Genomic DNA, 12,113 nt, shown 5'->3' with positions numbered 1-12,113 from the left:
GCCCCGGAATCCCTCCGTCAGGCTGAAGGAGTTGATAGGTATCAAGGCGCATCTCATCACTTACGGCTGTCAAATGAACGAGTACGACACGCACCTCGTTCAGTCTCAACTGGTCAGCTTCGGGGCCGCCATCGTGGATACGGTGGACGAGGCCGATTTCGTGCTGATCAACACCTGCGCGGTGCGCGGCAAACCCGTGGAAAAGGTCCGCAGCGTGCTGGGCACCCTGCGCAAGACCAAGGCGCAGCGGCCCCTGGTGGTGGGCATGATGGGCTGCCTCGCGCAGCTGGACGAGGGCCAGCAGATGGCCCGCAAATTTGGCGTGGACGTGCTGCTGGGCCCCGGCAGCCTGCTGGACATTGGCAAGGCGCTGGAGGGCAACGAGCGCTTCTGGGGCCTGGCCTTCAAGGACGAGCTGCACGACCATATTCCCCCGCCCCCCACCGGCAAGCTGCAGGCGCACCTGACGATCATGCGCGGCTGCGACCACCACTGCACCTACTGCATCGTGCCCACCACGCGCGGGCCCCAGGTCAGCCGCCACCCGGATGACATCCGGCGCGAACTGGACACGCTGCTCTCGGCCGGCGTGCAGGAGGTGACCCTGCTGGGCCAGAACGTGAATGCGTATGGCGTGGACGGCGGCGCGCGCCTGGGCGGCTACCCCAGCTTCGCCGGGCTGCTGCGCCTGGTGGGCCAGAGCGGCATTCGCCGCATCAAGTTCACCACCAGCCACCCGATGAACTTCACCGAAGACGTGGCGGCCGCCATGGCCGAAACCCCCGCTGTGTGCGAGTTCGTGCATTTGCCGGTGCAGAGCGGCAGCAACCGCGTGCTGCGCCGCATGGCCCGCGAATACACCCGCGAGAAGTACCTGACGCACATTGCCGAGATCCGCCGGCACCTGCCCGACGCCGTGCTGGCCACCGACATCATCGTGGGCTTTCCCGGCGAGACCGAGGAGGACTTTCAGGAGACCCTGAGCCTGTACGACGAGGTGGGCTATGACAGCGCCTATATGTTTGCGTACAGCGCTCGCCCCGGTACCCCCAGCTACAAGCATTTCGAGGACCTGCCCCGCGAGGTCAAGACCGAGCGCCTGAGCCGCCTGATTGCCCGGCAAAAGGAATGGAGCGCGCGCAAGAACGCCGAGAAGGTGGGCACGGTGCAGGAAGTGCTGCTGCGCGGCGACGCCCACGACCCGGCCTTTTTGGAAGGGCACACGCGCGGCAACCACCCCACGGTGGTGCCCAAGGCCATTGGAGCCGCTGGCGCGGGCATTTACGCCGTGCGCATTGAGCACGCCACCCCACACATGATGTACGGCCGGATTCTGGATGCCCAGGGCCGCGAACTGCCCGAGCAGCCGCGCCTGGACCCAGCCTCGGCGGCGCTGAGTGCCCCACTGGCCATGGCGTAAACACAACCTTTAAGCCCGCCTGAAGCCCCGCTCAGGCGGGCGTCACATTTGCATCAGGTGAAGGCGGCACAGTGGGCCTCATGAAACGACTGGCACTGATGGCCCTGGGCTCCATGACCACCCTCGCCGCCTGCGGCAGCTTTGGCGCCGCCCCCGACGGCAGCGGCAGCGGGCGCATCATCTCGGTCAAGACCGAGTACGCCACCCAGCTGGCCACGGCCAACCAGCCCGGACAGTACGTGGGCTGCGACCGGATCACCAACCCCAGCGACTTGACCCGCGCCAGCAAGACGCAGGTGGTGGTGGACTTCGCGGCGGCCGGCGACATTGATTCGGTGCGCGTGGAACTGCGCGGTGACAGGACGAACGAGTATGACCGCTTCTTCGTCACTGACGTCCCTGCCGGCAGCCTGAAGAAGCGTTCGGACGGCACCTACGCCGTCATCTTCGATGCCAATAGCGCGACCGGACAATTTCTGCCCAATTCCATCGTGGTCAACCCCACGGAACTCCCGATCAAGCCTGTGACCGTGAACGAGGCGAACCGCGTGCCTGGCGGCTTCTATGCCGACCTGACCATTCGCACGAAGACTTCGGTGTTCACCCTGACCAGCCGCAACCTGGGCCTGACCCCGGTGTACCGCCAGTGCACGCTGGCCTCGGCTGCCCAACCGCTGAACCAGTAAATCACTCCCTGGACCGGCGCCTCTTTTCCCAGAGGCGCCTTTTGCTTGTCCTCAGAGACGCTCAGCAGAGCGTCACAAGCCCGTCAGCTTCGGCAGGCACAGTGAGAGGCATGAAAAGAGCAGCATTCGCCGCACTGGGCCTCTCAGGCGTTCTGGCCAGTTGTAACGTGACCGTGGTGGACCCCGTGGATCCTGTACGGAATTTCCGCCTGCTGTCTTACCAGAGCCAGTACACGCTGCCGGCGGATTACACCGACACCCGCACCGGCACGGTCTACCCCAAAGGCACCTCCATCATCTGCGACAACCTCAGCACCCGCCTGGGCGTCACCCTGGACTGGGACGGCACCATCAACGAGGTCAGCGCCCGCCTTCAGGGCCGCGACACCGGCACCACGCGCACGGTGTCGTCCAACCCGCTGGGCGACCGCTACTCGGCCAAACCCTCGACCTTCGAGTTTGTGGTGGGACCCAACACCGCGCCCCTCAGCATCGGCCAGAAGGGCCTGAGCGCGCAGGACATCGTGGTGACCCCCGTTCGCACCTTCACCGTCAAGGGCGCCACTTTCGTGGACGTGCAGGCGCGCTCCTCAGACGGCACCGTGACGCCCCTTCGCCAGAGTGTGCAGGCCCTGCCCGTGGCAGACTGCACGCTGTAAAGGCCAGCAGCGCAGCGGCCCTCCTCTGAACTGAGGGGGCCGCTGCTTTTGGTTGTGCTCTGAAGGCCTGCTGTCTGTTGCGCCCATTACCCGACGCAGAGCCCACTGGTTCGCTTCTCGCCCGGAATCCATGTTTCTGCGGCTTGAACTGAACCGCTTGTGTACCCGGTGGGCCCGGAATCCGTATCAGTCCAGCGGCGTCAATCCGGCTTCAATCTGCCGGCGGCGCGGTTCCAGGAACGGGGCCAGAATCAGGGTTTCGCCCAGGTGGGCCGGGTCCTCGTCCACCGCAAAACCTGGGCCATCGGTGGCCAGTTCAATCAGCACGCCCTGCGGCTCCCGGTAATAGACGCTGCGGAACCAGTGGCGGTCCACCTCGCCGCTGGTGCGCAGGCCCAGGCCCCGCAGGTGCGCGTCCCAGGCATGGTACTGGTCGTCCTGCACCCGCAGCGCGAGGTGATGAACGCCGCCGGCACCGGGCCGCGCGGGCAGCAGCGCCGGGTCCAGGCGCAGGTGCAACTCCGCGTGCGGGCCGCCCTCGCCCATGCGGTACACGTGAATGGTCCGCCCGGCATCTTCAGGGTCAGGGTAGGTGCCAGCGGCGCTCAGGCCATACGCCTTTTCCAGCACACGCCCGGTGGGAAAGAGGTTCGGCAGGGTCAGTTCCACCGGGCCCAGGCCGTGAATCTGATGCTCCCGGGGCACAGTGCTGCCTTCCCACGGCACGCCGGCCGGGCCCCCCTCCACCAGACTCAGGCGCTGGCCCTCGGGGTCGGCAAAGTCCAGGTGAATCCGCCCAGCACGCACCACCCGGGCCACTGGCAGCCCCTGAGCGTCCAGCCGCGTTTGCCACCAGTCCAGGCTACCTTCAGGCACCCGCAGGCTGGTGCGGGAAATGGAGTTGTTGCCGGGCTGCTCGGGGGGCACCGGCCACTCGAAAAACGTCAGGTCACTGCCGGGGCTACCCTCGGCATCGGCATAAAAGAGGTGATAGGCGGTGACATCATCCTGATTCACGGTCTTTTTCACCAGCCGCAGGCCCAGCACGCCGGTATAGAACCGCAGATTCTCACGGGCATTGGCGGTCACGGCCGTGACATGGTGCAGCCCGTGGGGAGCGAGGGGAGATCGGGTCATGGCCACAGTCTAATCGTTTAATGTTAAGCAATTGTAATTCGACAGCGGACAGGGGGCCCTCCGCAGAAGCCCCCCCCAATCCACTGCCTCTGTCCTACTTCGCTGGCAACACCTCGAACAGCCCCGCCGCCCCCATACCGCCGCCAATACACATGGTGACCACCACATGCCTGGCTCCCCGGCGCTGGCCTTCCAGCAGGATGTGGCCGGTCAGGCGCGCGCCGCTCATGCCGTAGGGGTGGCCCACCGAGATGCTGCCACCGTTGACGTTGTATTTTTCGGGGTCAATGCCCAGGCGGTCGCGGCAGTACAGGGCCTGCACGGCGAACGCCTCGTTCAGCTCCCACAGATCAATGTCGGCCACGCTCAGGCCGTGGCGTTTCAGGAGTCTGGGCACAGCAAAGACCGGGCCAATGCCCATCTCGTCGGGCTCGCAGCCGGCAACGGCGAAGCCCTTGAACAGCCCCAGGGGCTTCAGGCCCCGTTCACGCGCCACGTCGCCGTTCATGACCACCACGGCCGCCGCACCGTCGCTGAGCTGCGAGGCGTTCCCCGCCGTGATGACCCCGCCTTCAAAGACAGGCTTGAGCTTGCTCAGCCCCTCCAGCGTGGTCTCGGGGCGGTTGCCCTCGTCCAGCGTGCGCGTGACCGTCTGCTGGCTCACCTCGCCGGTCACCCTGTCCTGCACCTTCATGTCAGCGGTCATGGGCACGATTTCGTGGTCAAACACCCCGGCCTGCTGGGCGCGGGCGGTGCGCAACTGCGACGTGTAGGCGTACTCGTCCTGCGCCTCACGGGAAATGTGGTAGCGCCGGGCCACAATTTCTGCCGTTTCCAGCATGGGCATGTAAATTTCGGGCTGGTGCTCGGAGAGCCACTCGCCGCGCAGGCGGTACTTGTTGGCGTGCTCGTTCTGCGTGAGGGTGATGCTTTCCAGACCGCCGGCCACAAAAATATCGCCCTGGCCGTTCATCACGCTGTTCGCCGCCAGCGCGATGGTCTGCAGGCCGCTGGAGCAGAAGCGGTTAACCGTCATGCCGCCCACCGATACCGGCAGCCCCGCACGCAGGGCAATCTGCCGGGCAATGTTGCTGCCCGTGGCGCCTTCCGGGTTGCCCGCGCCCATGATGACGTCCTCGATCTCGGCAGGGTCCACGCCGGCCCGCGCGGTGGCGTGCGTGACGGCGTGCGCCCCCAGCTCAGAGCCGTGGGTGTCGTTCAGAAAGCCCCGGTACGCCTTGCCAATGGGCGTGCGGGCGGTGGACACAATGACAGCTTCAGGCATAGCAAACTCCTTTGTTCAGCCTCACAGGCGGGCGAAATAGGCCGTCGCATCGGTGCGCAGGCCGCTCCGGGCATAGAGACGATGCACTTCCGGGGCCTGCCGCCCGGTTATCAGCATGACCTTGTAAGCACTCTGCGCACGGGCCTGTTCGGTGGCGTAGGCCATGAGCGCGCTGGCCACGCCCTGCCCACGGGCGTCCTCACGAGTGATCACATTTTCGATCAGGGCGTAGGGTCGCCCGCCCTGTGTGAGGTTGGGGACGACCACCAGAGTCACCGTGCCCATGAGTTCCCCACGCCTCTGTCCCACCAGCACCTGCACCTTTGGGTCCGCCAGCAGGGTCTCCCAGATTGTCTGTGCCACTTCCGGTTCCATGAGAGGCGAGCCCGGGCTCAATTGCCGGTACAGACCCAGCAGTTGTGCCAGATCTCCGGCCTGCGCCCGGCGAATCTGCATCTCAGCCTTCACCCCCGCGCCCTCTCCCGGTCAAAGTCCGCGAACGTCTTGCCTTCCCGGGCCAGTCTTTCCAGCAGCGGCGCGGGCGTGTGGCCGTACTGTTTCAGGTCCTCCACCACGCGCTGCAGGCCCTGTTCGCCCGCAGAGTGCATGGGGCCGCCCCGGTAGGCGGGGAAGCCGTACCCGTAGACATAGATCACGTCAATGTCGCCCGCGCGCTGGGCAATGCCCTCGTCCAGAATCCTGGCGCCCTCGTTGATCAGGGTGCCCGTCAGGCGGCGGGTGATCTCGTCGGCGCTGACCGTACGGGGGGTCACGCCCTTCTCGGCGCGGTAGGCCTCGATCAGCGCCTGCATGTCCGCGTTCGGGCGCGGCCTGCGGGTGTCGTCGTAGTCGTAGATGCCGCCGCCGGTTTTCTGGCCCTTGCGCCCGGTTTTCACGATGCGGTCCAGCCAGCCGTCGGGCTCCGGTTCGCCGCGCTGCTGGGCGCGGTGCACGCGGATGGCGTAGCCGATGTCCAGCCCGGCCATATCGGTCATCTGAAAGGGGCCCATGGGCAGACCCAGGGCGTTCATGGCGGCGTCCACGGCCTCCGGGCTGGCGCCCTCCTCCACCAGTCGCCGGGCCTCCTCGCCGTAGCGGTGGACCATGCGGTTGCCCACAAAGCCGTCGCACACGCCCACCACCACGCCCACCTTGCCAATCCTGCGGGCCAGCGCCATGCAGGTGGCCAGCACCGTGTCGCTGGTTTTCTCAGCCCGCACGATCTCCAGCAGCTTCATCACGTTGGCGGGGCTGAAGAAGTGCAGGCCGATCACCTGTTCAGGGCGGGAAGTCACGGCGGCGATCTCGTTCACATCCAGGGTGCTGGTGTTCGTGGCCAGAATGGCGCTGTCCCTGGCCAGCCCGTCCAGGCGCGTGAAGAGGGCCTTTTTCACCGCCATGTCCTCGAACACGGCTTCAATGATCAGGTCGGCGCCCCCCAGGTCGGTCATCTCCAGGGTGGGGGTCAGCAGGGCCATGCGCCGCTCCACCTCGTCCAGGGTCAGGCGGCCCTTCTTCGCGCTGCTCTCGTAATTGCGGCGAAGGACGCTCAGGCCCCGGTCCAGTGCCTCCTGGCTGGTTTCCACGATGGTCACCGGCAGGCCCGCATTCAGGAAGTTCATGGCGATGCCGCCGCCCATGGTGCCCGCGCCGATCACGCCCACAGCGCGAATGTTCAGCAGCGGCGTGTCCTTGCCCAGCCCGGGAATCTTGGCACTCTCGCGCTCGGCAAAGAAGATGTGGCGCAGCCCGCGCGACTGCGGCGACTCGCGCGCCTCCATAAATTTCTGCGCCTCGGCCTGCCAGCCTTCCTCAAAGGGGCGGGTGGCGGCCAGCTCGACAAGGTCCACGATCAGGGCAGGCGAAAGCTGGCCCCGGTGGCTCTTTTGAATGGCCTCCCGGGCCGCTGCGAACAGTTCGGGCGTCGCGCCCTGCACGCTGCGCTCACTCACCCTGGGGATGGGCCGCTGCCCAGCCACCCGGCGGGCGAAGGCCACGGCCCCCTCTAGCAGGTCGCCTTCGATCAGCTCGTCCACCAGCCCCAGTTCTCTGGCTTCGGTGGCGGGAATCGGCGTGCCGCTCAGCATCATGTCCAGCGCTTTTTGCACCCCCACCACGCGCGGCAGCCGCCCGGTACCGCCAGCCCCGGGCAGCACGCCCAGTTTGACTTCGGGCAGGCCCAGTCGGGCGCCCGGCACCGCCACGCGGTACGCGCAGGCCAGAGCCAGTTCCAGACCGCCGCCCAGCGCCGTGCCGTGCAGCGCGGCCACGGTGGGCTTGGGGAAGGCGTCCAGTTGCTGCACAGTGCCGCGCAGGTCCGGGGCCTGCTCGCGCGGCAGGCCAAAGGTCTTGATGTCGGCCCCCGCCACGAAGGTGCGCCCCCCACCGATGATGACCACGGCGGCAATGCCCTCGTCGGCAGCGGCGGCGCTCAGGCCCGCTTTCAGGCCCTCGGGTACGCCGGGCGAGAAGGCATTGACAGGGGGGTTCTGGATGGTCAGAACCAGGATGTCGTCGTGTCGGGACTGCTCGACCAGGGGGGTCTGGGTCATGGATGGGTCTCCTTGCTGAAAAACGAGTGTTAGGCGGGGCACAGCTTTTCACGGGCCCTGCCGGACGGTCAAACACGCCCACGTTCAGAATGCACGTTGACGTTCACTTTGCTGGGCGCTGGGGTATGCTGCCCGCATGACCGAGCTGATGAAGGCCATCCGGGTCGAGCGCCTGGGCCCGCCCGACGTGATGCAGCTGCAGGAGGTGCCCGCGCCGCACCCTGGGCCCGGCGAGGTGCGCCTGCGCGTAGAGGCCGTGGGCATCAACTTTGCCGACGTCCTGGCGGTGGCTGGCGAGTACCTGACGCGCACCCGCGTGCCCTACACCCCGGGCATGGAATTTGCGGGCATTGTGGACACGGTGGGCGAAGGCGTGCAGGGCGTGCAACCTGGGCAACGGGTGGCGGCTCTGGGCGGCAGCGGCGCCCTGGCGCAGTACGCCACTGTGAACGCCGCTGGCCTGATCCCCGTGCCTCAGCGCCTGAGCGCCGCACAGGCTGCCGCCTTTCCGGTGTCGTATTTTACCGCGTACCACGGCCTGAAAACCCTGGGGCGTGGCCAGGCCGGCGAATGGGTGCTGGTGCAGGCGGCGGCGGGCGCCCTGGGCACCGCCAGCGTGCAGCTGGCCAAGGCGCTGGGCCTGAACGTGGTGGCGCTGGCCAGCACCGCGGAGAAGCTGGACATCGCCCGCCGCCTGGGCGCCGACGTGACCCTGCTGCAGGACGACCCCGCGCGGGTGCAGAAGGTGCGCGAGGCCGCCGGGGGCACAGGTGTGCCGCTCATCCTGGAAGTTGTGGGTGGCAAGCGCTTTCAGGAAAGCCTGGACATGGCCGCGCACCGGGGCCGCGTCATCGTGATTGGCAACGCCAGCCGCGAGCAGGCCGGGCTGCGGCCAGTGGAACTGATGAAGCGCAACCTGACGGTGACCGGCCTGTGGCTGACCAGCCTGATGGGTGACCGCGAGGCCACTGCTGAGGCCGCACAGGCGCTGGGCGAATTGGTGGCCACTGGCCGGGTGGTGCCGCAGGTGGGGCCCACCTATGCCCTGGCTGACAGTGCCCGCGCCTTTCAGGACCTGCTGGACCGGAAAACCACGGGCAAAGTGATCATTGAGCCAGGGCGCTAAGCCTTTCACCAGATTGGGCCTTTCACCAGATTGGGCCTTTCACCAGATTGGCCCGCCAGAACGCTTGGCGGGCCGATTTTCTATTGACCGCTTTCCGCTACAGCGTCTGGGGCAGGTCTTGCAGGGCCACCAGGGGGAGGGTGCTGCTGCCCTGGCGGAAGGCCGCCAGATACCCGTTCAGGGTGCCGCCCGCACGTTCCACCAGCCGGGCCAGGGCCTGGGCGGTGCCGCCGGACGCGACCACGTCCTGCACGATGGTCACGCGCTTGCCCTTCAAGCGGGCGGCGTGGGGGCCGTCCAGCCACAGGGTTTCAGCCACGCCCAGGGTCATGCTGGGCACGTCCTGAATGAGGGGCTCTTGCATGTAGGTGCGCCGCTTCTTGCGGGCACACACGTAGGGCAGGCCCGAACGGTCGCTGAGTTCGTGGGTCAGCGGCAGGGCGTTGGTCACCACGGTCAGCAGCACCTCGGTGCCCTCCGGGATAAGCGCGACCATCTCCTGGGCCACCGCCTTGGTGAATTCGCTGTCGCCAATGAACTCCACGAGCGGCACGCGGCCCATGCCGCCCGCGCGCACGGTGGGCAGCGTGCGCGACACGCCACCGATGGTCACAGTCAGTTCCTGCGTCTGGGTGCTCATGGCGCACAGGCTAACGCACCTGTGCCCGGCATGGGGCAGCAAAGCGGCGCGGCGGTCCCCAGGGAAGAGAGCCGCCACGCCGCAGGGCTGCGCCGTTACTCAGCGTTACTCGAACAGCGGCAGGTGCCCCAGCGCCGTCACTTCCGGGCGCTCCTGGCCCTCGGTGAACACTGCCACCACAGCCGCCACCTCGCCGCCCACCTCCTCCAGAATCTGGCGAATGGAGTGCAGGGTGCCGCCGCTGGACACCACGTCGTCCACGATGGCCACCTTGCGGCCCCGGATCTTCTGCACGTCAAAGCCGTCGAGCACCAGCAGCTGCGGCTTGCCGGTGGTGATGGACACGACCTCGCGCGCCACCGGGTCCACCATGTAGGGCTTCTGGGTCTTGCGAATCACGATATACGGCAGGCCGCTCTCCCGGCTGATCACATGCGCCAGACTCAGGGCCTTGACCTCAGGGGTGACCAGCACCTCAATGTCGGCGGGCAGGCGGGCGGCCAGTTCGCGCCCGGCTTCTTCCGTCACTTCGGTGTCGCCCAGCATGTTGAACAGGGCCACGCTGACCCCTGGGGCCACAGACACGATAGGCAAATCACGGGTCACGCGACCCACCTGAACCTGAAACGTCTTCACGCTGGGCAGTGTAATACGCAGGCTCTGGGTCTGCCCGCCGCCCCAGGCTTCAGCCGCTGGGGGCGCTGCACGCCGCCGACGCCAGCGCCCGTTCAACCTGCAGCTCGTTCCATACCCTGGCCAGCGTGGTTCCCGGGTGCGCCCAGCAAAACGTGGTGACATAGGCCGTATCGCCGTCCAGGCGCACCCCCACCTCTTCCTGAAAGGTGGCCAGCGGCCAGCCCCAGGCCCCCGCCTGCTCGATCATGGCCCGCAACTCGTCCCGGGTGGCAATGGGCCGTGACACTGTCACCACGCGGGTCTGGGCCAGCTCGTCAAACGTCACCCGCGGCCTACCGGGCCACCAGATTGAACTGCACCAGCTGGACCTGCACGGTCGCCGCACGGCCCGGGGGCAACTCGGCAAAGTAGACCGGCGTGGTCAGCGACAGGCTGCCGCGTTTGAGGGGAGCCACCACCTGATAGGTGTAGACCGTGGCGGGCCCGGGGCCACCCACCACTGGCGTGCGGCCTGGGCCCGTGGCGGGGGCCACGCTCACCGTGCGTTTCTCGATCAGGGTCAGGTAGGCCGGGTCCACTTCCAGGGCCCGCCAGGTGTAGCCGGTGCCTGCCGTGGTGTTCAGGGTAAATCGCAGGCGGTCACCGGGCTGCACGGCAATCTCCTGGCCCGCCCGGCCCACGGTGAAATTCAGGGTTCGCGGCGCAGCGGCGGGAGAGGCAGACACACCCAGGGTCACAAGGGCCGCAGCACACATCAGAAGCTTTCGAATAGGCATAGGGTCTCCGGAAAAGGCGCGCGGCATGCAGGCCGGGGGAAGGGCAGGCGGAACAAACCACAGTATCGCGCAGGCGGGCCCCACCCCCCCCGGCGCCCCCTGGTGCCCAGACTGGACAGGACGCCTACAGTTGAGGCATGACCACGCTGTGCCCTGAGCTGTCCCTGCCCCGGCCTGCCCCCTGCTGGAGGTGGCTGCTGGGCCTGGTCGCGCTGCTGTGCTGGACCCAAGCCAGCGCCGCTCCTTTTGTGATTGACACGCGGTTTCTGGGCCGGCCCCTGTCTGCCGGGCAGCGCGCGACCGTGCAGGAGGCGGCCACGCGGGTGGGGGCCCTGATCCAGTCGCCGTACAAGCCCGTCAAGCTGGATCTGCCCGCCGACAGTTGCGACGACGGCCTGCCCCGGTTAAAAGAAACGGTGCGGCGCTTCTTTGTGTTCGTGGTGGTCAAGCCGCTGGCTGATGACCTGTACGCCACCGCCATGCCGTGTGAGCTGCATGACGGCTCGTTCCTCCCGATTTACGGCGTGATTGACCTGAATGCCCGGGGCCTGAACGAGCTCTCACGCGCCGAGCTGCTGGACACCATGGTGCACGAACTGCTGCACGCGCTGGGGGTGGGCACCCTGTGGGAACCAGAGTCGCGCGTGTCGCTGAGCGGCGAGGCCGATGAACGGTCGTTCGTCCGCCCGCAGGGCCGCAGCTGGGTCTACACCGCGCCGCGCGCCCTGGCCGCCTACCGCGCCCTGGGCGGCCAGGGCAACGGCATTCCGCTGGATGCCGACGCGGGCCACTGGGCGGGCCCCACCGTGTGCGCCGAGATTCTGTCGGGCAGCGCGGGCGACTACACCGAGCGGGTCAACCCGGTCAGCGCCATCACGCTGGGCGCCCTGGAGGACCTGGGCTATCAGGTGAACCGCGCGGCCGCAAGTCCGTTCCGCCTGCCGCAGCCGGGCAAGGGCTGTGCCTCGCAGACCACCCCAGCGCCGGCTGGTGGCTCGGCGGCCACCTCTGCCATTCCCGCAGGTGGCTTTGTGAGCTGCGCCCAGGCGCGGGCAGCGGGCGTGGCCCTGCCCCTGCGCCGGGGTCAGCCCGGTTACCGCCCAGGATTGGACGGCGATCAGGACGGCCTGGCCTGCGAGAGCCCGGGCCGCTGAACGGCGAGCGCCACAGGTTGCCGAGACAGGTGAGGCGCGCGG

Annotated in this window: 13 protein-coding genes; 5 read left to right on the top strand and 8 right to left on the bottom strand. The window is 67.6% G+C overall.

The features are described 5' to 3' along the window. Positions 1 to 40: 40 nt before the first annotated feature. The 3 genes from miaB (at position 41) to C8263_RS00995 (ending at position 2,765) form a co-directional block, all read left to right on the top strand. Positions 41 to 1,420: a tRNA (N6-isopentenyl adenosine(37)-C2)-methylthiotransferase MiaB gene (miaB, locus tag C8263_RS01005; protein ID WP_107136466.1), complete on the top strand. Its 1,380-nt coding sequence runs from the start codon at positions 41 to 43 to the stop codon at positions 1,418 to 1,420. A gap of 80 nt (positions 1,421 to 1,500) precedes the next feature. Further along, a complete protein-coding gene (locus C8263_RS01000; protein ID WP_146160543.1) occupies positions 1,501 to 2,106 on the top strand; it encodes a hypothetical protein in 606 nt (201 codons plus the stop codon). A 110-nt stretch (positions 2,107 to 2,216) separates the two neighbouring features. After that, entirely contained in the window at positions 2,217 to 2,765 is a 549-nt protein-coding gene (locus tag C8263_RS00995) for a hypothetical protein (RefSeq protein WP_146160542.1), read from the top strand. Positions 2,766 to 2,951: 186 nt separating this feature from the next. Here C8263_RS00995 and C8263_RS00990 read toward each other — a convergent pair whose 3' ends face one another. The 4 genes from C8263_RS00990 to C8263_RS00975 form a co-directional block, all read right to left on the bottom strand. Next, entirely contained in the window at positions 2,952 to 3,902 is a 951-nt protein-coding gene (locus C8263_RS00990) for a ring-cleaving dioxygenase (RefSeq protein ID WP_107136221.1), read from the bottom strand. A gap of 94 nt (positions 3,903 to 3,996) precedes the next feature. Beyond that, the gene (locus C8263_RS00985; protein ID WP_107136220.1) at positions 3,997 to 5,187 is read right to left on the bottom strand and encodes an acetyl-CoA C-acyltransferase; all 1,191 of its coding nucleotides are present in this window, start codon (positions 5,185 to 5,187) and stop codon (positions 3,997 to 3,999) included. A 21-nt stretch (positions 5,188 to 5,208) separates the two neighbouring features. After that, the gene (locus C8263_RS00980) at positions 5,209 to 5,655 is read right to left on the bottom strand and encodes a GNAT family N-acetyltransferase (RefSeq protein ID WP_233218564.1); all 447 of its coding nucleotides are present in this window, start codon (positions 5,653 to 5,655) and stop codon (positions 5,209 to 5,211) included. Further along, on the bottom strand, positions 5,652 to 7,739 hold the full coding sequence (locus tag C8263_RS00975; protein ID WP_107136219.1) for a 3-hydroxyacyl-CoA dehydrogenase NAD-binding domain-containing protein: 2,088 nt from the start codon (positions 7,737 to 7,739) through the stop codon (positions 5,652 to 5,654). The genes C8263_RS00980 and C8263_RS00975 overlap by 4 nt, the downstream gene beginning before the upstream one ends. Before the next feature lie 136 nt (positions 7,740 to 7,875). On the opposite strand from C8263_RS00975, the gene C8263_RS00970 reads away from it, so the two are divergent. Then, positions 7,876 to 8,865 carry an NADPH:quinone oxidoreductase family protein gene (locus C8263_RS00970; RefSeq protein WP_107136218.1) on the top strand — a complete coding sequence of 330 codons (990 nt, stop codon included), beginning with the start codon at positions 7,876 to 7,878 and terminating at the stop codon, positions 8,863 to 8,865. Positions 8,866 to 8,962: 97 nt separating this feature from the next. Here the strand turns inward: C8263_RS00970 and C8263_RS00965 are convergent, their stop codons facing one another. The 4 genes from C8263_RS00965 to C8263_RS00950 form a co-directional block, all read right to left on the bottom strand. After that, positions 8,963 to 9,505, bottom strand: coding sequence for a phosphoribosyltransferase family protein (locus tag C8263_RS00965; RefSeq protein ID WP_107136217.1), 543 nt, complete (start codon positions 9,503 to 9,505; stop codon positions 8,963 to 8,965). Positions 9,506 to 9,610: 105 nt separating this feature from the next. Further along, complete coding sequence (locus tag C8263_RS00960) at positions 9,611 to 10,141, bottom strand: phosphoribosyltransferase family protein (RefSeq protein ID WP_107136464.1); 531 nt, start codon at positions 10,139 to 10,141, stop codon at positions 9,611 to 9,613. 49 nt (positions 10,142 to 10,190) lie between these two features. Then, positions 10,191 to 10,466: a hypothetical protein gene (locus C8263_RS00955; RefSeq protein ID WP_233218563.1), complete on the bottom strand. Its 276-nt coding sequence runs from the start codon at positions 10,464 to 10,466 to the stop codon at positions 10,191 to 10,193. Positions 10,467 to 10,473: 7 nt separating this feature from the next. Continuing rightward, positions 10,474 to 10,866: a protease inhibitor I42 family protein gene (locus C8263_RS00950; protein ID WP_146160541.1), complete on the bottom strand. Its 393-nt coding sequence runs from the start codon at positions 10,864 to 10,866 to the stop codon at positions 10,474 to 10,476. Between the two features lie 188 nt (positions 10,867 to 11,054). Between C8263_RS00950 and C8263_RS19530 the strand changes: the two genes are divergently transcribed. Further along, entirely contained in the window at positions 11,055 to 12,071 is a 1,017-nt protein-coding gene (locus tag C8263_RS19530) for an excalibur calcium-binding domain-containing protein (protein ID WP_233218562.1), read from the top strand. The last annotated feature ends 42 nt before the right edge of the window (positions 12,072 to 12,113 follow it).

Source organism: Deinococcus arcticus, from assembly GCF_003028415.1.
GTDB classification, from domain to species: domain Bacteria; phylum Deinococcota; class Deinococci; order Deinococcales; family Deinococcaceae; genus Deinococcus; species Deinococcus arcticus.
Note: the sequence above shows the minus strand (reverse complement) of the source record. Positions and strands in the feature narration are given on the sequence as shown.

Coding starts and splice junctions, on each gene's coding strand:
- C8263_RS01000 (WP_146160543.1), top strand. CDS start 1,501: ATGAAACGACTGGCACTGATGGCCCTGGGCTCCATGACCACCCTCGCC.
- C8263_RS00995 (WP_146160542.1), top strand. CDS start 2,217: ATGAAAAGAGCAGCATTCGCCGCACTGGGCCTCTCAGGCGTTCTGGCC.
- C8263_RS00990 (WP_107136221.1), bottom strand. CDS start 3,902: ATGACCCGATCTCCCCTCGCTCCCCACGGGCTGCACCATGTCACGGCC.
- C8263_RS00985 (WP_107136220.1), bottom strand. CDS start 5,187: ATGCCTGAAGCTGTCATTGTGTCCACCGCCCGCACGCCCATTGGCAAG.
- C8263_RS00975 (WP_107136219.1), bottom strand. CDS start 7,739: ATGACCCAGACCCCCCTGGTCGAGCAGTCCCGACACGACGACATCCTG.
- C8263_RS00970 (WP_107136218.1), top strand. CDS start 7,876: ATGACCGAGCTGATGAAGGCCATCCGGGTCGAGCGCCTGGGCCCGCCC.
- C8263_RS00965 (WP_107136217.1), bottom strand. CDS start 9,505: ATGAGCACCCAGACGCAGGAACTGACTGTGACCATCGGTGGCGTGTCG.
- C8263_RS19530 (WP_233218562.1), top strand. CDS start 11,055: ATGACCACGCTGTGCCCTGAGCTGTCCCTGCCCCGGCCTGCCCCCTGC.